The organism is Leptospira haakeii, assembly GCF_002812045.1.
Taxonomy (GTDB): domain Bacteria; phylum Spirochaetota; class Leptospiria; order Leptospirales; family Leptospiraceae; genus Leptospira_B; species Leptospira_B haakeii.
Genome location: NZ_NPEG01000001.1, coordinates 68,108 through 89,337 on the forward strand (window position 1 = coordinate 68,108; position 21,230 = coordinate 89,337).

Here is a 21,230-nt window from a genome sequence, read left to right on the forward strand (position 1 = left end):
CTATGAACGAAGTTTTAAGTGAGATAGATTTTCGCTTCCTTGCGATAGACGGAAAGTTTCCTGAAAAGATAGACTCACTCAACCCGGAAGCTTCTGCACGTAGATATTATCGTGCAATATATCCTGACGGTGCTACAAAGATCCTGTGTAAAGACCAAGTCTTTCAACATGACTTTCAAGAAGTTGGGCATTTTTTAGAACACCACGGTTTCAAGGTCCCTAAAATATATAAAACAGATGTGTTCAATAAACTTATGCTCCTTTCCGACGAAGGAGATTCCGATCTAAGCTCCATTAAAGATGATGCGGAATACAGAACCTTCTTAGTAAAATCTTTAGAATTATTAGTATCTCTCCAAAAAACCAGACCAGAACCTCCCGTTTCCAACCGTGAATTCGATTATGAGAAGTTGAATTTCGAGAATAATTTTACTTTTTCTTCATATACAAATTTTTCCGAGATGTTCAAACTTAAGACCAAACTCAGACCAGAGGTTGTTTTTTTCCTGGAAGAAGCTTCCGGATTTTTAGCGGAATATAAAGAAAAAGTATTCTGCCACCGGGACTTTCATGCTCGAAACATCATGCTTTCTTCTTCCGGCGAATTGACTCTGATTGATTTCCAAGATGCAAGAATGGGAACTCCGTTTTATGATATCGCTAGCCTATTATACGATGCGTATAGACCGATCCCGTTTGCGATGAGACAGGGGCTTTTCCTGCTCTTCTTAAAACTAAACGATAATAGATTTAAAAAACCAAAAGAATGTTATTATCTACAATGTTTACAAAGATCTTATAAAGCACTTGGGTCTTATTTTATGTTGGTTGCCGAGAAGAAACAGGACAAATACAGACAAAGTGTATTAAGCTGTTTGGATAATCTATTAGAGATCGTACAAGTAGGGCTTTTCCCGGACCAATTATTCTTATTTTTTCATCTTCTAAAAAAGGAATTATCTGATAATACTTTATTCTTAGGAAAACTTTAGAATGAAGGCATTCTTTCCATGCGCGGGTTTCGGGACCAGGATGGGAGAATGGACCAAATCTCTTCCTAAACCTCTTTTAAAAATAAATGATATTCCTCTCATCTATTACTCCTTATTTCACGCGAAATGCTGGGGGATAAATGATGGAATCCTAAACTTGCATTATTTCGGAGAAAAAATACAAGAAGAGCTAAAAGATTTTAAGGAGCTTCAACTTCACTTTTCTGTTGAAACTCCCGAAATTTTAGGGACCGGAGGAGGAATTCGTACTGGAATCGAAAAATTTTGGAATTTGCAGGACAACTTCTTAGTTTTAAATCCTGATTTTATTCTTTTTCCAGAACCAAACTTCAATCCTTGGCCTAACAAAGAAGATCAAGGGAAATTCGATTGTATATTATATTTATCTAAAATTCCTGAAAATACAAACTATACTGGGCTTAGCCTAAATGGCGATCAGGTCCAATTTACTGCGGGGGGGTATTTTTATTTGGGACTTTCCTGGATGAAAGCCAAATGCCTTTCTGATTTGGAACCGAACAAACCTTACGATCTTGCGGATACATTTCGTAAACTTTCCGCTCAAAATCGTCTGGGTGGAAAAATTTTCCCGGGAACATTCTTGGATTTGGGAGAAAAACAGTTTTACGAGAAACATAAAGATACTGATTTCTCTGATCGACTTGGAAAAGATTGGATAGAATTTAGAAACCGATTGTAGGAACTCCTACGTGAAATAAAGTTAGCCCCCACCCTGCATTGGGATTGGGGGGAGTGGCTTGTGGGAGAGCTCATTCCCCATAACACAAAATCCTCCCTCCGTCAACGAAATCCTCCTTTCAAAATTCTTGTAGGAATTCCTACATCCATCCCTAAATCTCCCTCGCCTTCCGGTACCATTTGCCTACAAAGAAGAAGGAACTTAAGAACAAATGGGAAACATAAAATTACTATAGCGACAGGGATCGCAGCGGAAATCCGGCGATGCACCATTATAAGTAGCAAAGTTTTAAATTAAAGAATTCGTTATGGTGCTTCGCTGATTGAAGCAAAGAACCCGATCCTGACAAAGTCAGGAGTCGCCCCCATTTTTACGATTGTAGGAGCTCCAACATCGCGGTTCACGGAAGAATAACCGAAACCTAGACCAGGGTCAGTAGCCTCGAAAATGCAAAAATAGTTTAGATCCGTACACCCCAAAATGGAAACTGGGACCCTCTAACAGATATGCGCGATTTTAAAGTACTAGTCACAGAAGCTTCCAAAGGAGAAGAACCGGCTTGGACGGAGTTGATGACCCGTTTCGAAAAATACGTCAGTAGTCAGGCTATCAAAAGGATCCGAGATCAATCCAAGGCAGAGGATCTAAGCCAAGAAGTATTTTTAGAAGCATGGAAAGTTCTTCCATCTCTCCGGCAACCGGAAGCATTTCCATTTTTACTCAGAAGGTTGGTGCTAAAACATTCGGATCGTATCTTAAGAAAAAAAGACCTGCTTGGCACCGAGTTAAATCCTGAGATCACTAAGGCCGCTCCTCGCTCTGGAGATACTTGGAGGACAGAAGTTTTAGAAGCGTTAGAAGAACTTCCTAACGAAGAGAAACAACTTTTGAATCTGAGATATTTCGGCGAGATGAGCTACGAAGAGATCACCGAAAAAACAGGGATCCCAATCGGTAATTTGAAAAACCGTTTGAGAAGAAGTAGAGAATTATTACGCAGACAACTTTTGAATAAATCGGATAGAAAAGATTGGTTGGAAGTCCTACATGGGCCTATGGCAATCGCTTCCTGATTGGAGAATAGAATGACTGATACTTTAGTAGAACCAATCCAATTTCCGGGACTCCGTATGGAAGACAACCAACTCAAAGAAAGAAAAATTTTTCTTTGGGGGCAGGTGGATGATTCTTCTGCAAAATATGTGGTGGAGCGTCTATTATATCTTTCTAATCAAGATCCGGAAAAGGATATCACTCTTGTGATCAATAGCCCAGGAGGTGCAAATACTTCCGGTATGTCCATTTTAGATACTATGGATCTGATCCCGAATGATGTGAGCACAGTTTGTATGGGATTGGCCGCAAGTTTTGGTGCATTACTTCTTCTTTCAGGAACAAAAGGTAAAAGATTCGCATTCCCTCATAGTAGGATCATGTTACACCAACCTCATGTTCCAGGAACTTACCAAGCAAAAGCAACTGATATAGGAATTTTTGCTTCCATGATCGAAAGAGATAAGAAGGAGATCAATCGTATCGTTTCCGAAAGAACAGGTCAACCCTTGGAAGTTGTAGAAAGGGACACTGATAGAGATCTTTGGCTTACTCCTTCCGAAGCACAAATTTACGGTGTGATCGATGGAGTTTTAGATAACTGGAAATAACAAGTTTTCTTAAGCTTGCGGTTTTCCTAATTTAAATAGAAGATTCCCTCTGACAGTGGGCCATTCTTCTTTTATAATACTGTAAACTACGGTATCTCTTAGAGTGCCGTTTTTACTGATACGATGATTTCTTAAGATACCGTCCAGTTTTGCTCCTAACCTTTCGATCGCTTTCCTGGACTGTAAATTCATAATATGGGTCCTGAATTCTACCGCTATACATCCTAAAGTCTCGAAGGCATGTTCTAATAGTAAAAGTTTACATTCCGTATTCACAAAAGTTTTTTGGACCGATTTAGGATACCATGTAGCTCCGATCTCCAACCTACGAGCATCCTTTTCTATATTCAAATATCTTGTTGTTCCTAAAAGTTTAGAATCTTCCTTTCTGATCACTGCAAAAGGAAGAGAAAGTCCTACTTCTTGTTCTTGTAATGCTTTTTGGATCCAAACCTTCATTCCTTCCGGTTCCGGAATATTGGTGTACCAAAGTTTCCAGAGTTCTCCATCTTGCACTGCTTCGGTCAATGCATCAGAATGTTCCAAACCGAGAGGGACTAATTCCACATGGTCGCCGGAAAGACGTATAGGTTTAGGAGGATAATAAGTAGAAGAAATCATGTTTATAATATAAGAAGGTTCCGGGCTAGATTTATAACTTCAAATAGCCTGACAAACACCAAGCACAAACTTCTTCCGTAAATGGAAGATCTTTTGCTTTTGCCACCACATCCGGAGGAACAGTATGGAAGAAGATCCTATCATCCACAGTTCTTCCGCAGATCTTACAGACCGAGATCTTCCATGGGGAGATGGTTTCTCCCTCCTTCTCAGCTTGGGAATGAAAGCGAAAAGGTCGAACATCTTCGTCATTTTCCAATCTTGTTCTAAGAGAAAGATATTCCTCACCAAAACTAATTTCTAATCTAAAGACATGTTCTCCTTCCATGGTATCAAATCTAAGAAGGTTTGGATCCAATCCTATTTCTTTAAATTGTAATATTGCTAATGCGATCCCTATCTCTCTCCCTTCCTCGTCGAATGGGTAATCTTCGTAATATTCTGAAAGATCTTGGTAGGATTTTGCTCTGGAAAGATATTCTGTTAGTGCTTCCTCTGCTTCGGAAGTAATTGGGGCTAAATTTGCGATCTCTAAAGAAACCCCTGAACCCGAATGGTGGATAGTGGTTCTGAGTATAGAACCTTCTTCTTTTAATCTATTCCTTAATTTTAATGGATCTGAGAAGTCCCAACTAGTCTCAAATTCGGCTTCTCTTTCGGTTAATGATTCTGAACTGAGAGGATCCCAACCCTTCTCCATAAAGTAGGAATTCCTACAATTCTCTTTGAAGGCCATTTCTAATAGGGAATATATGAGGGAAAGAGAAGGAGGAAGAATATCCGTCTTTTGGTAATATTCCAAACAGAACCTTAGATAATTCTCCACATTGGATTTATAATATTGAGAAAGTACCACTCCGTGAAGGACGATCTTTTTTCCGAGTTCCATTCCTCGGACCAAACGTTCCTTTTTGGCTAATTCTATTTCCATCCGCTTACGGAGTTCTGGCTCCCCGCAAAAGTATCGGGAGATTGAGGTCTCTGTCTGCCTTTTTTTATAGATCTGAGATTGAAAAAGAAACCGGTCCCCGGAGAAGGGCCTAAGCCCAAAACCTGGGACCGGCTAAATTGGTGCTATATTGGATGGGAAAATATTACGATGTGATCTCCGAAAATTCTATTTTGAGCGCAAAACTAGATAACGCTTAGCTAAAGAAAGCGGAGTACGGCTAGTTAGGCCATGACTGGCTTTCGAAGCTTAGATTAGGAGATAGATGGTGGAGGAATATTCAGCAGATGCTGAGATAATAATTTATTGTGTAGAAATTGAAACCTATCCTGGCGGGAAGGGTTTGAGTTAGAGAGACCTGGAGTGTTTATCTCAGAAGTTAAAAAATCTCCCCAAACCGTCTCCGAAGGATCGGAGGTTTCAGCAAGATCGCTTAATTCTTCTATATCGGTCTCTTGTCCGATGATTATTTGTGATTGGTCGGACTTCTTCCCGGGATAAGGGCTGTTGGATGGTCCGGAATGGATAAAGAATAATAGAGTAATTAAGGCTAAGGAAGCCGAAACGAACCTTAGTTTTTTTCCTCTTAGGACCATACTGAATCTAATCCGAAACCTGAACGAATCTCTGTCAAGCTTTTAGAAAAACCTTTTCGAAATGATAAACGAAAAAGAAATCTGTTTGCTTAGACTCCTTTTTTGCGAAGAAACTCTCTTAAATTTTCAAAACCTGGTTTTCCCAGTAATGCGAACATATTTTTCTTATAAGCCTCTACTCCAGGCTGATCGAATGGGTTTACGCCCAATACGTTCCCCGAAACTCCGCAAGCTAATTCAAAAAAATACATAATTTGGCCTAGGCTCCTAGGTCCTGTATCCGGAAACAAAATCTCCAAACATGGTATCCCGCCTTCCGAATGTGCTACTAAAGTGCCAAGGAATGCTTGTAAGTTTACTTCTTCTAAATTTTTAGAAGCTAAGAAATTCAGTCCGTCCAGATCATCTGAGTCCTTGGGAACCAAAACTTTTGCTCCTATATTTTTGGAATAAAGAACCGTCTCGAAAATATTACGTTCCCCTTCTTGCAAATATTGCCCAAGAGAATGCAGATCGGTAGTCAGTTCCACAGAAGCGGGAAAAATTCCCTTACCTTGTTTGCCTTCACTTTCTCCAAATAACTGTTTCCACCATTCGGTTAAAGTTCGGATAGAAGGATTATAATTTGCGATCACTTCTATCTTCTTTCCGGACCTATAAAATAGATTTCTGTAAGCCGAATAAATACACGCCGCATTTTTATGCGGAGAAGTTTCCGAAATCAAAAAGTCGGCAGCCTCAGTGAACCCTTCCCAAAAAGAGAATATGTCTATTCCTGCGGCGGCAATCGGAAATAGTCCGACAGGTGTTAAAACTGAATATCTCCCGCCTACGTTATCCGGAATAGAGAAGGTCACAAATCCTAATTCATCCGACATTTTACGCAGGGCGCCTTTGGAGCTGTCGGTCGTTGCAACTACCCTATCTTTTGCTTTGGCTCCGTATTTTTTTTTGGTAAGATCCCAAAGTAAACGAAATGCCAAAGCAGGTTCGGTAGTAGTTCCGGATTTGGAAACCACATTGATTGAAAATTCTTTATTCTCTAGATATTCTAAAAGTTCTGAATGATAACGTGCATCTAAATGATGTCCCGCATAAACGATCTCAGGTGATCCTAAACTTGGAGTTTTGAAATAAGGTTTAGAAGCCTCAATAACAGCCTTGGCTCCTAAATAGGAACCTCCAATCCCGATCACAACTATAGTCTCTGATTGTTTTCTAAGTCTTTCGGCTTCAGAATGAATTTTTTCTAATTCTGATTTTTGGATCTCTTGAGGAAGTCGGACCCAACCCAGAAATTCGGAACCTGGGGATTTTCCTGAGAGAAGATTTTGTAATGTTTGGCCTGACTCATTTAATAAGAGTTCATAGGTTTTGGGATCTGCAAACTCCGAGGCAAATCTATCGTTTATTTCTAAAGAAAAAGCCATCGGTATTCCTCAAAATCGGACATCCGAGACAAATTACTTATGTTAATTGGAATAGCAAGAAAAAACGAAATAATTCAATGTTCCAATTTTCCAAAATCCCTTGTAAGTATTTAAGTATTAGATTTTATTTTCCAGAATGACTCTTTCTATCCGAGAGAATCTTTCTTCTTCTCTATCCGATATTTTTCCAGACGGACCGAGCCTCGGTCCAATTCGTTTTTTCTCCGCCCCAGGCAGGGTAAATATCATAGGAGAACATGTGGATTATGCAGGAGGACTTGTATTTCCTGCTGCAATCGATTTCAGAACACATTTTGCAATCCGAACAAATGGACTTGGGACTTTCAGATTTTATTCCTTGGATTTCCAATCCGAATTTGTAACAAAAGAACTCAACTACTCCGAAGAAAAACCTTGGGTAAATTATATCCTAGGAGTCATATCAGAAGCTCTTAAATTAGGTTTAAGGGTAGAAGGTTTCGATCTCGCTTTTACGGGAAACATTCCTCAAGGAGCCGGACTTTCATCTTCAGCCGCCGTGGAAGTTGGAGTAACATTCGCACTTTCTAAAATTTTCGACTGGGACATTACAAAGGAGAAGATCGCTCTACTCTCTCAAGCCGCAGAGAATCATTTCGTGGGAGTCAATTGTGGGATCATGGATCAGTTCGTGATCGCAGTGGCAAAACCTTCTTCCTGTATTTCTCTAAATACGGAAAGTTTGGAATATTCTTACCATAGTCTGGAACTTCCGGGTTATGAATTTTATCTGATCGATTCTAATGTAAAACATAGCCTTAAGGAAAGTGAATACAACGACAGAAGGAAGGAAGTAGAATCTGCGACTTCAAAATGTAATAAACTTTCGACTGAGGTCCGGACTTTAAGCCAGGCGAACTTCTCCCTAATCGAAAAAGCAGGGCTGACTCCTTCTGAATTCAAAAGAGCCACTCATATTTTAGGAGAAAAATCTAGAGCCGAAAACGTTATCCGCTCCTTAAAGGATAAAAATGCGGAGAAGGTTGGGGAGGAACTATTCTCTTGCCATGAATCACTCTCGAAAAACTTCCAAGTCTCCTGTGAAGAAACAGATTATATAGTAGAATGGTTCCGTTCTGAAAATGTATTAGGTGCCAGAATGATAGGAGGAGGATTCGGAGGTTGTGTTCTAGTCCTGGACAAAGAAGGCAGATCTTCTGATTTATTCTCTAAATTCGAAAAGGAATATCTCCAAAAATTCGGACTAAATGCAAAGATCTATAAATTCTCTATCTCGGAAGGCGTAAGAGAAGACTTTTAGATCGTTTAAAAAGCGGATAAAATCCTTGCAGAAACGGCTAGTAATTCGATAGTCTTCGCATTCGGTAAAAATAAGCGACCAATACTATGGCAGATACTCCTTGGAACCTGGACAGCAAAGATTTTGATCATGACGCACCCGAGCTGGGCGTATTTCTAGATCAGGATAATATTCCGGAAGGTCTTCCAAAGGAAGCAGTGGTCGTAAAAATTTCTGGCGAGATCAATTTATACTCAGCCCAGATCATGAAAGAAAGATTCTTTCATTTACTCGATCGAGGATTCATTTATCTTCTAGTGAATATGGAAAATGTGAAGTATATAGATTCATCCGGGCTGGGAGTTTTTATGGCGACACATTCCAGATTGGTTAAGAGCGGCAAGGGAGGCATCGCGGTATTCTCTCCTTCTTCTCAAGTGAATAAAATTTTAGAACTTACCAAATTAAAAAGTCTGATCCGAGTAGGAAGCACTTCCAAAGAAGCATGGAAACTTTTAGCGCCTTGACCCGTTCGCGATGAACGATTCTCAAAAATTTAAAAAACATATAGAGACATTACTTCATTGCAGACTTTGTCCGGATATGGTGGGCAATCCTGTACAAGGTGGTATTCCTGGCGCAAAAATTATGAGCATAGGCCAGGCTCCAGGTATCCATGAAGAAAAATTCGGAAGACCATTCGCATACACCGCAGGTAAAACTTTATTCAAATGGTTTTTATCTATCGGAATAGAAGAAGAGATCTACAGATCCAAAGTGAATATGGCTGCAGTTTGTAGATGTTTTCCTGGCAAAGCAAAAAGCGGAGATAGAAAACCGAATCCTTCCGAAGTAAAAAATTGTTCCAGATACATTCGTTTCGAAGTGGAATTCAATCAACCTGAACTTATCATTCCGATAGGCAAATTGGCGATAGATCAATTGGTGGAGAATCAAAAATACAAACTAGACGATGTTATTGGTAAGAAGTTTAAAAAAAACTATTACGGAGTGGAACTGGATTGGATCCCTTTACCACATCCATCCGGATTAAATGTTTGGAATCATTCTCCGGAAGCTAAGATACTGATCGCAAAATCCTTGGATCTAATACGAAAACATCCCGCTGTCAAAAGAGAATTCTTCTCTAAAAAGTAAGATCTAATATTAGGTTCGCATTTTGGCGAAACCATTGTTTCGGACTAAACCCTGTCTTCTTCTTAAATTCGCGAATAAAATGTGCCTGATCATAATAACCGGCTTCTAAAGCCAATTCAGTCAGACTGGAAGAAGAATTATAAAATCTGAATATATTTCGGAATCGCACAAGCCCCGCGTATTCTTTTGGGCTTAGACCCACTCGGGACCTGAAGCCTCTTTCCAAACTGCTTTGACTTACGCCTAGATCTTCTGCCAAACCTTTGATCCCAATTTCTCCGAACGAGGATTTGATCCTTAAAACCGCTTCTTGTAAGAATTTTTCTTTTTCTTCTTTTATAGGAAGAAGATTCCGAAACTTTTCCAAGGTTAGAGATGCCTCTTGCCCTTTCCAATCTGCTTCTTCACAGCCCGCAATCAAGTCAGAGACTGCCTCTTTGGAAAACAGATCCTCTAGAGACAAACTTGAATCACTGATCTGGTTCATCGGAACAGAGATCATTCTGGAAAGAACCAAGGGAGAAATATAAACTAAAAGTGATTTGGTATTTTTTTCAGAGATGAATGTTCTTGGTCCTCTTAATATTCCGGTGATTCCCGCCTTTGCGAGAGTTTGAGATTGTTTGCCCGAGCCTAAGGAAATTCTACCTTTGGTTTGGACTCCAATTACACATTCTTCTCCCGGAAGAACCGAATAAATTTCAGGAGATTCTTTATGACTCCAGGAAATTCGGATCAAATCAGACAAGCTGTTTGTCCTTCCAGAACCACCATTTCATTTTTTCCGGTTCAGGATCGGGAGTCGCTGAAACGTATACCGCACAACGAAATACGTACAGCATACATGGATCTACTTTAGTGCCTTGGTATTCGCAAATTTCGTCGTATAATTTTTCAGGATCTAATTTTGCGAGTTCTGATTTACTACGAACTCCCAAATTCCAGAGATCTTCTGCGATTACCTTGCCCACTCCGGGAAGAGTGCGAAATTCCTTTAATACCTCGGATTTATCCGACTTCATAGAAAGAATTTATAGTAAGTCGGCCCAAAAATCAAGTGAGTTACTTGGTTTATTATAGGCCAATACCGTAGTTCAGTAGAAGGTTTTTAACATTTCTTCGAATCTATTTTTGATCGGGGTTGGAACATTTGGGATTAGATATTTCGCCCAAATTTTGAGTTCATCTCCACCCAGAGAACCCATGATCTCTTTTTGGTGTTCCTCTAATTCAGTATCTGAAAAATACAAATATAATCTAATTTGAGTTTCCTCTTCTTCTCTTGTCATATGGGAGAAGTAATCTGTTTGGAAACGAATTAGTTTTACATAAAATTCTTCGGAAATAGCCGGAGCCTGTTCACCTTCTTCTTTAATGCGATCTAAAAGAGATTCCAGTTCTTCTATTTTTTCTTCCAGATATTTATGCTCTTCCTTATCTCTTAGAGAAGTTTGAGGATCTTTTTTTTCTAAATGTTTAAGACTGACCCCTTCTTCGTCTCTTGCATGTATCTTTAACATTCGAAAAACTTCTTTTGCTAATTCTAAAAGTTGGAGTACATCTTTTGGATCGGAGTAATCAGTCCTTCCCGCCTCCTGTACTAATTTTGAAATTCCATAACGGATCGCTTTGTGCGGGAAATCATATACTTTCTTACGGTTGTTCAACATTTCATTCTCCAGTAATGGAGAGATCCTAACCGTAAACTTGGGAGAAAAATTGTATAAAATCGTCAGAAATCGATCTTTCGAAAAAATTTGCGAAGGCTCGAAATACTCAGTCGATCATTTTTCCGAATAACCTAAAACTTCCCAACACCAGCGTTTTTCTAAAACTCTATCTGCAAATGTTACGGATTCAGGATCAGCATTTTCTTTTAGAACTTTCCATGCAGAAGTATTCTCATTTTTAGAAATGATCCTCGCACCCGGGAATTCTCCTCCAAGTTCTTCCGATTTTTGGGCTGCTTCTTCCCATTCCATTTCTTGGAAAACAGGAATATACTCTCTGATCTCGGAGACCCATTCTAATGGAAAAGAAATTCCATGAGGAAGAACAAGAACGATCCTATGCAGCATATTCTCTCCTCTATGGGCGAGAGTACGGGAAAGATAAGAAGCTGGAACCTTGGAAAATTCTTCCATAATCTCCGTGATCAATTCAGGATCAAAAGAGGATCTAGGATATAAAACAATGTCTGTGACTGCAAAAGGATCTTTGATGAACCTATAATTCAATCTATCAAAAAATTCTTTTTTAGATTTTTCTAAATTATCACCCCTCCACCAGATAGAAACATGCCTTGCGCCTGAAATTGAAAAATCCTCTAACGCAAACTTCTCGGATAACCCAGGAGAAAAGGAGAATATATCTGAAACTGAAGGATCAGGATCGGATAATAGACTTCGAGGAGTTTCATCCAACCGTCTATCCAATCTATCTTCGGATCGGAATAATGTGGAGCTAAGTGCTTCTGCACTAAAATTAGGAGTTCGGATCACTCTATAAGGAGGTTTGGGAAGATATACCAAACCTTCTGACTCTGCATCTTTTCTCATGGCAGTTCCAGGCAGAATGGATAATGGAAATACCTGGACCCATTCTCCCAATCCATGTCCGTAAAAGAATTCGATCCCTTCCATCACATCTTCAGGAGTATCTCCCGGGAGTCCTATGATCAGATCTAATAAGAGTTCGATCCCTCTATCAGCCAACATCCTCGCGGCTTCGGCTACTTTTTCAGGACTTCCAAAACGTTTTACACGCTTTAAGGTTTCCTTATTAATGGATTGCATTCCAAGTTCTATTCTATTAAAACCTGCCAAAGCAAGTTTGTCTGCGATTTTTTCCGTAATTCCTTCGGATCTTAATTCTCCGAACATAGTCATGGATCTGTCCGAGTTCACATCGATGATTGCATCTAAAAATTCTTCGAAACCTGGCCTATGATTGAATGTCGGATCTAAGAATACTAACTCTTTGGCGCCTTTATCTTTCAAACTAGACAGAAGTTTGATCGTTTCAGGTATATCTAAAGTTCTTAATACATTACTACTCTTAGGATAAAAACAATAAGTACATTGGGATCTGCATCCTCTTACGGTTTCCAAATAAGTAGATCTGGCAGGATCTACTGGCACAAACCCTTGCAAATATGGAGAAGGATAACTAGTCAGTGGAAAGGAAGCATTCTCTTCTTTAGAAAACATTCCCATCTTTCCATCTAGTTCTCTGACTGCGATATTCGGTAATTTCCTAGGATCTTCTTTTTTAAGAAGAGTGTCCATAAGAGCAAAGAATGTATGCTCTGCTTCTCCCGATACCGCTATATCATAACCTGTTTCGGAGAGAACGAACGGATTATCAGGATTTACTTCAGGTCCACCGATGAGTATCTTAGTGGACGGAGATCTACGTTTTACTTCTTTTGCGAGATGGAGACTTCTTTCCGTATTCCAAAGATAAAGTGAGAAGCCCAAAAATTCAGGCTCATCTTTTGCGATCCTATCTGCAAGTTGGCTATCCCCTTCTTTATCGGTGATATCAGGGTCGAGAACTTCTAGTTCTAATCCTTTTTTTTCTAGGCCGTTCTCCCGAGCAGAAACAGCTAAGCAACCCGCAGCCAAGGGGACATTTCCAGTAGCAGCAAAGGCAGTCGGAGGGGGAACAGGCAATTGTACTAGTTTTAACTTTGCCATAAGAAGTCTTACTTACAAAACTTTAGACTTCTCCGGTTTCTACAATCCGGAAATAGAAGCGAAAAGTTAGATCTTAACCTTCGGTCTCTGCTCTTTTAGGAGCGTGCTTTTTACATTCCTGAAGATCTGAAAACTTTTCCTTGGAAAGTTCACATTGAACTTGGAGTAAACTTTTATTCTCCACACAACTTCTGATAATCGCTTCGCTGGTTTCCGGTTTCAGAATGGACCTAAGCATCAAAGCTTGAACACTCTTCTCCATAGTTTCATCGTTCGCGATCAGTTTGGAGATATGGATCTGGGCATCTGAACATTCTTCCAGATTTGGTTTCGTTCTGCTGCAATCCGACAAGAAGAATGCACTACATAAAAGAAAAGCGGACGTTATCCGCCCGCTTTTCTCGAAACCGAAAGAAAGTTTTACTTTCTTATTTTTCAGTGTCATCAACGGCAGCAGCCGCTTCTACACGTTTACGAAGTTCTCTTACGTAGTTCTTGTCAGCTCCAGTAAGTTTCATTGCTTCTTCGTAAAGTTTGATTGCTTTTTCAAAGTCACCAGCTTGGAAGTAATAAGTTCCTAGGTTTGCTTTTGCTCCCCAAGACTTTCCACCAGCTTTTTTATCTGCTTTTTCCCAGTTCTCTTTTGCTTTTTTGAAGCTAGGAGTTTCACCGGTAATCTCTTGGTATCCGTCCTCAAGGTATCCTGCAACTTCAGGATCTTCGTCGTCTTTGAATACTTTGATTTTTTCAGTTTTAACTTTTGGAGAAAGTCTGTCTTTGATGTAAAGAGCAGCTTCGTCTAAAGCTTTTCCGAAAGAGTCAAGAACGGAAGGGCAATCTAAGTTACCAACTCCCGCATCAACTTTTGCAGGGTTAGAAACTACAGCCTTTTTAACTTCTCCAGTTTCTACTTTGATTAAAGTAGCATCTAGAGGAATGAGCATATAACGGATACCGGTTTGTTTACTAACAGGTCCACTTCCAGTATCAACTTGTTTTCCAGTTGCCATAGAAGCGATTGCTCCACCAACTTTTAATGCAGCAGCGCCATAATCTACCATCATCTCGCTTCCGCACTCAGTGTAAGGTTTTTGATAACCGATATGAAGAATTGCCTCAGCACCTAATTGGTTTCCGAGTTTAACACGGCTTTTAGTAATTCCGGTAAGAGTTAAATAAGCCTCATTGATAGAGTCAGCTCTTTTGCTAAGGTCGATCAGTTTGTAATAAGTTTCCTTGTCGAAAGCTTCGAAAACTTTAGAAGGCATTTGATCGATAAAGCTGGAACCTGCTCCGAAAACGGTTTCCCAAAGACTTTTTTGGGGTTTTTCGACTGCTAATCCAACGTTGCGGATAGAGCCTAGGAATTTTTGAAGCTGGCGTCCCTCTTTTGATTTAGGAAAAACAGGGTATTCGACTTCAACTCTTTCGCCGCAGTTGGAAACCGAAAATGCAATAGCTCCTGCAAGGAGCAGAGCAGAAATTTTTTTCATTGGGTTAATACCAATCCTTTATGGATGATTTTTAGGAGTAACTTCGTATTTGTCTCGGTATTTCTTTTTCTGTCAATTTATTTTAAGATACGGTCGGTCAGAGGCAAAAAACCTGGGGTCCAAAGAACTACTGACAGGTTTTGGCCCTTAAACGGATTATAAACACTTGCAAAACCTAGTTCCCTCGGCAATTTTACATTTAGGTTGCCGGACTCCAAAATTTAGGAGTCGAAATTAGAAAAGAGATAGAACCGCCTAAAACTGGCCGGGGGAGCCCATGAAAACCATAGAGGATATTCGAAAATCCCTGGAATCCACTTACATGGAACATGAGATAGAGGAAAAACTTCCTCTCATCCAGGAGATCAACCGTCTCAAAAAAGAAAAAAACGCAGTTCTTTTAGGGCATAATTATATGACCCCGGATGTTTTTCACGGAGTTTCAGACATACTCGGGGATTCACTTTATCTGAGTAAGGCGGCCGCCGAAACGGATGCTGATATTATTCTTTTTAATGGAGTCCATTTTATGGCGGAGACTGCAAAGCTTATGTCTCCGGAGAAGAAGGTACTCATCGCTGATCTAAAAGCCGGTTGTTCTCTCGCAGAAAGTATCACTAGAGAAGATGTTAAAAAACTGAAAAGCCAGTATCCTGGAGTTCCAGTAGTGACATATGTCAATTGCACTGCAGAAGTAAAAGCTGAAACTGATATTTGTTGCACTTCTGCAAACGCAGTTCAAATCGTAAATTCTTTGGATAGCGATACGGTGATCTTTCTTCCAGACGAATACCTTGCGGGGAATGTGCAAAAACAAACCAATAAAAAGATCATCTCTTTCCCTGGACGTTGTATGGTACATGAAATGTACACTGCAGAGGACATTCTTTCTGTTAGGAGACAATGGCCTGGGGTCACAGTAATCTCCCACCCAGAATGTAATACAGATGTTGTAGAAGTTTCCGATTTCGCGGGATCTACTTCTCAAATGTCCAAATATATCCGTGATTCAGGCGCTAAGGATGTGTTCTTAGTTACAGAATGCTCTATGGGGGATAATCTAAGATCAGAGTTCCCCGATAGACAATTTGTTTCTTCTTGTAGGACCTGCCCTCATATGAAACGAATTACATTAGAAAAAATTAAAGATGCGCTCCTATACGAACAATTCGAGATCAAACTAGATCCGGAAATTGTAGAAAAAGGAAGAATGGCAGTCCAAAGAATGCTGGAAGTGAGTTATAAGTAACTTAATGTACAGAGTAGGACAAGGATTAGACTTTCATAGGTTGGAAACAAATGACTCTCGCCCATTAATTTTGGGCGGAGCAATCATAGATTCTGAATATGCGCTTATCGGTCATTCGGACGCGGATATAGTAATACACGCGTTAGCCGACGCAATTTTAGGGGCAATGGGATTGGGAGACATTGGGCAATATTTTCCGGATACTGATCCTTCTCTCAAAAATATGGATTCAAAATTGATCTTACAAAAAACTTTAGACCTTGCTAAAGAGAAAAATTTCAGCCTGGTCAATATTGACTGTACTTTAATCGGAGAAAGACCTAAAATTTCTCCTCATAGAATCAAGATACAATCTTCTCTATCCAATCTATTAGGAATTCCGGAAGATTGTGTTTCAGTGAAAGCGACTACTACCGAAAAAATGGGAGCCTTGGGCAGAACCGAAGGATTGGGCGCAAGTTGCGTGGTACTTTTGCGGAAAAACTAAAACCTTCTCATAAAATCGCGATCAAATGGACCGCAATTTTATTCGTATCCATTACGATATTTTTATATATTCTGAAAGATCCGTATTTAGAAACTTCTTCTTATTTATTAAGGAGAGAAGTAATGGAAGATTTGCCGCTTGGCAGCTCTAAACGAAAGGTAATGGATTATATCAAAAGAAAAAATATGGATCTGGTAGGTTTTCATCAGGGACAATTTCCTGATGATCCTGAATATGTTTCTGACATTATGGTATTCACCAAAAAAGGAACAGTCCAATCAAATGCATTTCATTGGATTCAAACTGAAAGTAGCTATACTGAAGTTAATTTAGGAATGTATGTAAATTTGAATGAATTCAGATTTTGGAAAAAACCTTTTCCATTGAGAGTCAGATTATACTTTCTATTTTCGAACCAACAATTAGTACAAATCCGAGTGATCAAAAAGTCTTTTCCATTTTAGCGAACCTTCTCCATTAAGATCGCATCTTTTCCCGGACCATAATAAGATTTCCTTCTTCCCGATTCCATAAAGCCTAATTTAACATATAGAGAAATAGCAGAAGAATTCAAATTAGAAACTTCTAAAATAGTCTTAGGGAATAGATCACAAAGCGTTTTTAAAATGGAACCCGCTTCTCCTTTTTTACGTTTTTCTGGAAGGATTCCTATTCGTAATAATTCCGAAAAATCAACAAGATCCATGTAAAATACAAAACCAGTATTTTCTTTGATCCAAGCCGGATGATTTTCAATATGACTTTGGATGGAATAATTGGACCAGGACGAATTTCCAAAAACTGTTTTTTCCATTTGGATCAGAATTTGTAAATCTTCCGGTCGGACCATTCTCCAACCTTGGGGTAGATCATTTTTTTTCCCAGATCCAATCCATTTTCTCCTTGCGTGAGGCGGGATCTTCCATACTAATTAGCGGTCGCTTTGCGAAAGCAATTTTCGATCAAACTCGAGGAGAAAATTTTTATGCAAACAATCGGGAAATATGTGTATGCTGTCCCGTTCCTACTTTTTGGACTGAACCACTTTGTAGCCGGAAGCCAAATGGCTGGAATGGTTCCTGTACCAGGCGGAGTTATTTGGATCTATGTAACGGGAGCAGCTATGGTTGCAGCTTCGGTCAGCATTTTTATAAATAAAAAAACCAAACTAGCGATGATCCTATTGGCTGTACTTTTAGGAATTTATATTGTCCTTCTACACTTGCCGGGAGCAATCAAAGGAGATATGTCTTCCACTATTAATACCTTGAAAGATCTGGGTCTTTTAGGTGGAGCTTTAGTAATCGCTGGAATTTCCAGAGACAACGCTTAATTTACAAAGGGAGAAGGATCTATACCTTCTCCCTACCTCTTCAATCTTCCTTTTTTCCTTTCAAAAAAATTCAGTTTTCAGGATTTTCCGTGGACCATCCGTACAATTCTCGGACATGGTATTTCAAATACGATTTCTTCCCGAGGTGGAATCAAATGAGGATTATACTCCTTCTTCTTTTTGTATTTCTAATTTCCGATTGTAAGAACCTAAGTAAATTTTCAGGAAAGAATACAAAACCTCCTACAGTAGAGGATCTGGAAGCTTGGAAGCGCCGTTTGAATATGGACGAATCCGAGATCATCGAATTAGAGAAGAAGATCCGAGAAATGGCCGCTAAAACCAGATCCGCAGGAGCTCTTAGCTGGAAGATCGCTCAAGGATATATGAAGATCGGTGATTATGATCTAGCATCCAAATATTATAATAAAGCAATCCAAGAACAAGGTTCCGGAAAAACGGAAGTGATCGGTGCAGACGTTCATTTTTTCGAGTCTTCTCTACCCTATTTCGACAAAGCGCAACTTTTAATGCCTGTGGACCAACAGCTTCTTTTTGAAACTGCATTGTCTTATGCAAACGCTTCAAAAGACAGAGGTTGGGAACCCAAAAGAAGGCAGATTGCTATCGAGATCTTCCAATCACTTTCCAGACAGGATACAAGAGATTCTAGATTTCCATATCAATTAGCTCTGATCTATTTTGATTCATCTATGGCAGATTCTTCTTGGGAAGGGATCAATGCAGGTTTTCAAGACCAAGAGAAGGCGTTCACTCTTCTGGATTCTATCTTAAAAAAAGAACCTCGAAATGTTCCCGTTTTATTCGCAAAAGGAAATTTTTTATATAGATTCGGCAAAGCCCAAGAAGCAAAAGATATCTATCTACATCTAAAAAATACGATAGAAGGCCTCAAAAAAGACGGATTTATAAAAGAAGATCTGAACGAGAACGAATCTTATAAAAACGTAATTAATAATCTAAATAAAATGGAATCTTCCGAGAATTAATAACTAGATCCTATATGGATTTTCTTGCTCTTTCTTCTCCAAGCTTATATAAAATCCTTAGCAGATCCAGATTTTTATCCCAGAGCCTCTCTGAATCAGAGGTTCTGGAAAAATTAAAAGAAATACTTCCAAAGGATCTAATAGAGAAGGTAGATTTCGATTCTAAATATTACTCTTCTTCTTTGAATAAGCTAGGAGCAAAGATTGTTTCTTATTTTGATCCGGAATATCCTTCTCTCCTCAAAGAAATTTACGATCCTCCACCTAATTTATTCTGCTTCGGAAACGTTTCTCTTTTAAAACTTTCTTATTTGGCGGTGGTCGGGACAAGAAAAGTTTCTCCAATTACATTAAATTATTCTAAACTAATTCCGGATTTTGTAAACTCTCTTGGACTAGATGGTATTATTTCAGGCTTGGCTCTAGGGGTGGACAAAGCAGCAATGTTACAAGCCTTAGACAAAGAAATTCCTGTGATAGGAGTAATGGGCACCGGGCCGGAAAAAGAATATCCTCACGAAAACAGAAATTTATATAAAAGAATGAAATCTTCTGTTAATGGTTTAGTGATCACCGAATGTCCGCCAGGTTTCGAAGTCAGAAAATATGCATTCCCAAAAAGAAACAGAATTATCACAGGGATCTCACCTTCTCTTTTAGTAATGGAAGCTCCTTCTAAAAGTGGAGCATTGTCCTCCGCATCTAATGCAATCTCTCAAGATAGAGACGTTTTTGTTTTTGATCATCCGTTACAGACACAAAATCAAGGCGGGAAAAAATTACTATCCGAAGGAGCTAATCCTGCTTCGTTTGATAATTGTCAAAAGTATGGAGAGAGAATTTTTCATGTGGAAGAAATTCTTCCATCCAACTTCGAAGAAGTTCCCGGAATGCTTGCTCAATTGGGAAAAAACAAATTGAATGGTAATTGGATCGATCTAGGAAACGGTTTCATTCGATCCATTCAATAAATATAAAAAGGAATCAAATTTGTCTCTTTGGAATCGGTATAAATCCGAACTATTCGAACAATCTCCGGCTTGGTCCTTAGGATTTTTCAGATTCGGATTCGGTATTCTTTTATTTTTTACCTCAGCACGTTATATTTATTACGGTTGGGTGCAAAAATATTTCTTAGAGCCCGGTTTTCATTTTAAACATTTCGGTTTCTCCTGGATGGGAGTAGCTCCTGGGATAATTTTATATTCTATTTTTATAATATTATGTATTACCGCAGTCCTCATTTCTCTTGGAGTCCTTTACAGAACATCAATTCTTATTTATTGGTTGGGGTTTTCTTATTTTAATCTTTTAGATGTTTCCACTTACCTGAATCACTATTATTTAATTTTTTTATTACTCTTTCTTCTATTCTGGATCCCTGCAGATCGTTGTTTTTCTTTATCTCATTTTCTGGAAGCTTATCGAAACGGAAGGTGGAGCATTCCTAAAATCCCGAATTGGTCTTTATGGATATTAAAATTCCAAATCGGTTGTGTTTATTTTTTCGGGGGTTTAGCAAAGTTAGTTCCGGATTGGTTGTTCTCTGCTCAACCGCTCAGAATTTGGTTAGTTCGAAATACTGATTTTCCAGTGATCGGTGGATTTTTCTCTTATCCAATTGCAGGTTATGTTTTCAGCTATGCCGGATTATTTTTCGATCTATTTGTTCCATTCTGTCTTTTGAAAAAAAATTTAAGACCCTGGGCTTACAGCTTTGTTCTAATTTTTCATATTCTCACTTGGAGACTTTTTCCAATCGGAATGTTTCCTTGGATCATGATCTTCTCCACTTTATTATTTTTTCCTCCGACTTGGCCGATTAAAGTTAGAGGCTTTTTTAAAAGAAGAGGGATTTTCCCATATGGTGAATTGAGAAACTTATTCAAAACTGTTTGGAGTAAACTTCCAGTCACCTTCCGTTTTCTTTCTGCAAAATTTCTGCTTATTTTTTTACGTGCTTTAGAAAAACCAAATATATGGGGCAGAAGTTTTGAAAGCAAACTAGGAGAGTTTACCTCTCGTTTTGTTTCCAGATTCGGAATTTGGGCAGTATCCATCTATATTTTGATCCAGGTGTTCTTCCCTCTTAGGCATTTTTTATATCCAGGGAACCATTTATGGACGGAGCAAGGTTTTAGATTTGCCTGGCATATCATGCTCATCCAAAAAAATGGGATCGCAAGTTTCCAAGTAGTAAACTTACGGACTGGTGAGATCCAATACGTTTTGCCTGAATCTTATCTAAACGAAGTTCAAAAAACAATGATGAGTACTCAACCGGATCTAATCCTTCAATTCGCTCATTTTTTGGGAGATAAGGAAAAGAAAAGAACCGGAGACGATATCGCAGTGTATGCGGAAGTAAGAGTTTCCCTAAACGGTAAAAAAAGTCTCCCATTCATTGATCCGAATCGTGATCTAATGAAGGTGAAGGACGACTTTTTACATAAAGATTGGATCCTTCCCGACTTTAAATAAATCTATTATTAGAATATTCTAATTCCTTGATCTAGGAATTTTATGCCTCTCCTAATGAGACATAATGCC

Annotated in this window: 24 protein-coding genes; 14 read left to right on the forward strand and 10 right to left on the reverse strand. The window is 39.1% G+C overall.

The window, feature by feature from the left end:
* The first annotated feature begins 2 nt into the window (after positions 1–2).
* From CH377_RS00350 to CH377_RS00365, 4 genes are all read left to right on the forward strand, one after another.
* On the forward strand, positions 3–992 hold the full coding sequence (locus CH377_RS00350; protein WP_100721876.1) for a phosphotransferase: 990 nt from the start codon (positions 3–5) through the stop codon (positions 990–992).
* Between the two features lies 1 nt (position 993).
* Positions 994–1,713 (forward strand): sugar phosphate nucleotidyltransferase, encoded by a 720-nt coding sequence (locus CH377_RS00355; protein WP_100721877.1) that lies wholly within the window; start codon positions 994–996, stop codon positions 1,711–1,713.
* Between the two features lie 506 nt (positions 1,714–2,219).
* On the forward strand, positions 2,220–2,786 hold the full coding sequence (locus CH377_RS00360; RefSeq protein ID WP_100721878.1) for an RNA polymerase sigma factor: 567 nt from the start codon (positions 2,220–2,222) through the stop codon (positions 2,784–2,786).
* Between the two features lie 12 nt (positions 2,787–2,798).
* Positions 2,799–3,377 carry an ATP-dependent Clp protease proteolytic subunit gene (locus tag CH377_RS00365; protein ID WP_100721879.1) on the forward strand — a complete coding sequence of 193 codons (579 nt, stop codon included), beginning with the start codon at positions 2,799–2,801 and terminating at the stop codon, positions 3,375–3,377.
* A 9-nt stretch (positions 3,378–3,386) separates the two neighbouring features.
* Here the strand turns inward: CH377_RS00365 and CH377_RS00370 are convergent, their stop codons facing one another.
* From CH377_RS00370 to CH377_RS00385, 3 genes are all read right to left on the reverse strand, one after another.
* Entirely contained in the window at positions 3,387–3,998 is a 612-nt protein-coding gene (locus CH377_RS00370) for a GNAT family N-acetyltransferase (RefSeq protein ID WP_100721880.1), read from the reverse strand.
* 31 nt (positions 3,999–4,029) lie between these two features.
* The gene (locus CH377_RS00375) at positions 4,030–4,929 is read right to left on the reverse strand and encodes a hypothetical protein (RefSeq protein WP_100721881.1); all 900 of its coding nucleotides are present in this window, start codon (positions 4,927–4,929) and stop codon (positions 4,030–4,032) included.
* Positions 4,930–5,632: 703 nt separating this feature from the next.
* Positions 5,633–6,973 carry a glucose-6-phosphate isomerase gene (locus CH377_RS00385; protein WP_100721883.1) on the reverse strand — a complete coding sequence of 447 codons (1,341 nt, stop codon included), beginning with the start codon at positions 6,971–6,973 and terminating at the stop codon, positions 5,633–5,635.
* Between the two features lie 136 nt (positions 6,974–7,109).
* Here CH377_RS00385 and galK point away from each other — a divergent pair, with 136 nt between their 5' ends.
* The 3 genes from galK to CH377_RS00400 all read left to right on the forward strand — a co-directional run bounded on the left by galK (position 7,110) and on the right by CH377_RS00400 (position 9,410).
* A complete protein-coding gene (gene galK, locus CH377_RS00390; protein WP_100721884.1) occupies positions 7,110–8,273 on the forward strand; it encodes a galactokinase in 1,164 nt (387 codons plus the stop codon).
* Between the two features lie 86 nt (positions 8,274–8,359).
* On the forward strand, positions 8,360–8,779 hold the full coding sequence (locus tag CH377_RS00395; RefSeq protein ID WP_086448095.1) for an STAS domain-containing protein: 420 nt from the start codon (positions 8,360–8,362) through the stop codon (positions 8,777–8,779).
* A gap of 10 nt (positions 8,780–8,789) precedes the next feature.
* Positions 8,790–9,410, forward strand: coding sequence for a uracil-DNA glycosylase family protein (locus CH377_RS00400; protein WP_100721885.1), 621 nt, complete (start codon positions 8,790–8,792; stop codon positions 9,408–9,410).
* On the opposite strand, the gene CH377_RS00405 is transcribed toward CH377_RS00400, so the two are convergent.
* From CH377_RS00405 to CH377_RS00430, 6 genes are all read right to left on the reverse strand, one after another.
* Positions 9,400–10,158, reverse strand: coding sequence for a helix-turn-helix domain-containing protein (locus CH377_RS00405; protein WP_100721886.1), 759 nt, complete (start codon positions 10,156–10,158; stop codon positions 9,400–9,402). The genes CH377_RS00400 and CH377_RS00405 overlap by 11 nt on opposite strands.
* On the reverse strand, positions 10,151–10,432 hold the full coding sequence (locus tag CH377_RS00410) for a helix-hairpin-helix domain-containing protein (protein ID WP_100721887.1): 282 nt from the start codon (positions 10,430–10,432) through the stop codon (positions 10,151–10,153). The genes CH377_RS00405 and CH377_RS00410 overlap by 8 nt, the downstream gene beginning before the upstream one ends.
* Before the next feature lie 72 nt (positions 10,433–10,504).
* Positions 10,505–11,080, reverse strand: coding sequence for a hemerythrin domain-containing protein (locus CH377_RS00415; protein ID WP_100721888.1), 576 nt, complete (start codon positions 11,078–11,080; stop codon positions 10,505–10,507).
* Between the two features lie 114 nt (positions 11,081–11,194).
* On the reverse strand, positions 11,195–13,108 hold the full coding sequence (locus tag CH377_RS00420; RefSeq protein ID WP_100721889.1) for a B12-binding domain-containing radical SAM protein: 1,914 nt from the start codon (positions 13,106–13,108) through the stop codon (positions 11,195–11,197).
* A gap of 73 nt (positions 13,109–13,181) precedes the next feature.
* Positions 13,182–13,553, reverse strand: coding sequence for a LipL41-expression chaperone Lep (gene lep, locus CH377_RS00425; RefSeq protein WP_100721890.1), 372 nt, complete (start codon positions 13,551–13,553; stop codon positions 13,182–13,184).
* Positions 13,537–14,601, reverse strand: a complete 1,065-nt coding sequence (locus CH377_RS00430; RefSeq protein ID WP_100721891.1) for a lipoprotein LipL41 — start codon at positions 14,599–14,601, stop codon at positions 13,537–13,539. The genes lep and CH377_RS00430 overlap by 17 nt, the downstream gene beginning before the upstream one ends.
* Before the next feature lie 277 nt (positions 14,602–14,878).
* On the opposite strand from CH377_RS00430, the gene nadA reads away from it, so the two are divergent.
* From nadA to CH377_RS00445, 3 genes are read left to right on the forward strand one after another with little or no spacing between them, the layout of a single operon-like run.
* A complete protein-coding gene (gene nadA / locus CH377_RS00435) occupies positions 14,879–15,850 on the forward strand; it encodes a quinolinate synthase NadA (RefSeq protein WP_086448087.1) in 972 nt (323 codons plus the stop codon).
* Between the two features lie 4 nt (positions 15,851–15,854).
* Positions 15,855–16,337 carry a 2-C-methyl-D-erythritol 2,4-cyclodiphosphate synthase gene (ispF, locus tag CH377_RS00440; RefSeq protein WP_100721892.1) on the forward strand — a complete coding sequence of 161 codons (483 nt, stop codon included), beginning with the start codon at positions 15,855–15,857 and terminating at the stop codon, positions 16,335–16,337.
* Positions 16,310–16,801 carry a hypothetical protein gene (locus tag CH377_RS00445; RefSeq protein WP_100721893.1) on the forward strand — a complete coding sequence of 164 codons (492 nt, stop codon included), beginning with the start codon at positions 16,310–16,312 and terminating at the stop codon, positions 16,799–16,801. Before ispF ends, CH377_RS00445 begins: the two co-directional genes overlap by 28 nt.
* Here CH377_RS00445 and CH377_RS00450 read toward each other — a convergent pair.
* Positions 16,798–17,187: a GNAT family N-acetyltransferase gene (locus CH377_RS00450; protein ID WP_244283702.1), complete on the reverse strand. Its 390-nt coding sequence runs from the start codon at positions 17,185–17,187 to the stop codon at positions 16,798–16,800. The genes CH377_RS00445 and CH377_RS00450 overlap by 4 nt on opposite strands.
* Before the next feature lie 135 nt (positions 17,188–17,322).
* On the opposite strand from CH377_RS00450, the gene CH377_RS00455 reads away from it, so the two are divergent.
* From CH377_RS00455 to CH377_RS00470, 4 genes are all read left to right on the forward strand, one after another.
* Positions 17,323–17,670 (forward strand): DoxX family protein, encoded by a 348-nt coding sequence (locus CH377_RS00455; RefSeq protein ID WP_100721895.1) that lies wholly within the window; start codon positions 17,323–17,325, stop codon positions 17,668–17,670.
* A 155-nt stretch (positions 17,671–17,825) separates the two neighbouring features.
* Positions 17,826–18,680 (forward strand): tetratricopeptide repeat protein, encoded by an 855-nt coding sequence (locus tag CH377_RS00460; RefSeq protein ID WP_100721896.1) that lies wholly within the window; start codon positions 17,826–17,828, stop codon positions 18,678–18,680.
* A 14-nt stretch (positions 18,681–18,694) separates the two neighbouring features.
* Positions 18,695–19,651, forward strand: coding sequence for a DNA-processing protein DprA (locus CH377_RS00465; RefSeq protein ID WP_100721897.1), 957 nt, complete (start codon positions 18,695–18,697; stop codon positions 19,649–19,651).
* Between the two features lie 19 nt (positions 19,652–19,670).
* Positions 19,671–21,161: an HTTM domain-containing protein gene (locus tag CH377_RS00470; protein WP_100721898.1), complete on the forward strand. Its 1,491-nt coding sequence runs from the start codon at positions 19,671–19,673 to the stop codon at positions 21,159–21,161.
* The last annotated feature ends 69 nt before the right edge of the window (positions 21,162–21,230 follow it).

Excerpts from the sequence above, each read along its gene's own strand:
- CH377_RS00350 (WP_100721876.1), top strand. The coding sequence starts at position 3 with ATGAACGAAGTTTTAAGTGAGATAGATTTTCGCTTCCTTGCGATAGAC.
- CH377_RS00355 (WP_100721877.1), top strand. The coding sequence starts at position 994 with ATGAAGGCATTCTTTCCATGCGCGGGTTTCGGGACCAGGATGGGAGAA.
- CH377_RS00360 (WP_100721878.1), top strand. The coding sequence starts at position 2,220 with ATGCGCGATTTTAAAGTACTAGTCACAGAAGCTTCCAAAGGAGAAGAA.
- CH377_RS00365 (WP_100721879.1), top strand. The coding sequence starts at position 2,799 with ATGACTGATACTTTAGTAGAACCAATCCAATTTCCGGGACTCCGTATG.
- CH377_RS00370 (WP_100721880.1), bottom strand. The coding sequence starts at position 3,998 with ATGATTTCTTCTACTTATTATCCTCCTAAACCTATACGTCTTTCCGGC.
- CH377_RS00375 (WP_100721881.1), bottom strand. The coding sequence starts at position 4,929 with ATGGAAATAGAATTAGCCAAAAAGGAACGTTTGGTCCGAGGAATGGAA.
- CH377_RS00385 (WP_100721883.1), bottom strand. The coding sequence starts at position 6,973 with ATGGCTTTTTCTTTAGAAATAAACGATAGATTTGCCTCGGAGTTTGCA.
- galK (WP_100721884.1), top strand. The coding sequence starts at position 7,110 with ATGACTCTTTCTATCCGAGAGAATCTTTCTTCTTCTCTATCCGATATT.
- CH377_RS00395 (WP_086448095.1), top strand. The coding sequence starts at position 8,360 with ATGGCAGATACTCCTTGGAACCTGGACAGCAAAGATTTTGATCATGAC.
- CH377_RS00400 (WP_100721885.1), top strand. The coding sequence starts at position 8,790 with ATGAACGATTCTCAAAAATTTAAAAAACATATAGAGACATTACTTCAT.
- CH377_RS00410 (WP_100721887.1), bottom strand. The coding sequence starts at position 10,432 with ATGAAGTCGGATAAATCCGAGGTATTAAAGGAATTTCGCACTCTTCCC.
- CH377_RS00415 (WP_100721888.1), bottom strand. The coding sequence starts at position 11,080 with ATGTTGAACAACCGTAAGAAAGTATATGATTTCCCGCACAAAGCGATC.
- CH377_RS00420 (WP_100721889.1), bottom strand. The coding sequence starts at position 13,108 with ATGGCAAAGTTAAAACTAGTACAATTGCCTGTTCCCCCTCCGACTGCC.
- lep (WP_100721890.1), bottom strand. The coding sequence starts at position 13,553 with ATGACACTGAAAAATAAGAAAGTAAAACTTTCTTTCGGTTTCGAGAAA.
- CH377_RS00430 (WP_100721891.1), bottom strand. The coding sequence starts at position 14,601 with ATGAAAAAAATTTCTGCTCTGCTCCTTGCAGGAGCTATTGCATTTTCG.
- nadA (WP_086448087.1), top strand. The coding sequence starts at position 14,879 with ATGAAAACCATAGAGGATATTCGAAAATCCCTGGAATCCACTTACATG.
- ispF (WP_100721892.1), top strand. The coding sequence starts at position 15,855 with ATGTACAGAGTAGGACAAGGATTAGACTTTCATAGGTTGGAAACAAAT.
- CH377_RS00450 (WP_244283702.1), bottom strand. The coding sequence starts at position 17,187 with ATGGTCCGACCGGAAGATTTACAAATTCTGATCCAAATGGAAAAAACA.
- CH377_RS00455 (WP_100721895.1), top strand. The coding sequence starts at position 17,323 with ATGCAAACAATCGGGAAATATGTGTATGCTGTCCCGTTCCTACTTTTT.
- CH377_RS00460 (WP_100721896.1), top strand. The coding sequence starts at position 17,826 with ATGAGGATTATACTCCTTCTTCTTTTTGTATTTCTAATTTCCGATTGT.
- CH377_RS00465 (WP_100721897.1), top strand. The coding sequence starts at position 18,695 with ATGGATTTTCTTGCTCTTTCTTCTCCAAGCTTATATAAAATCCTTAGC.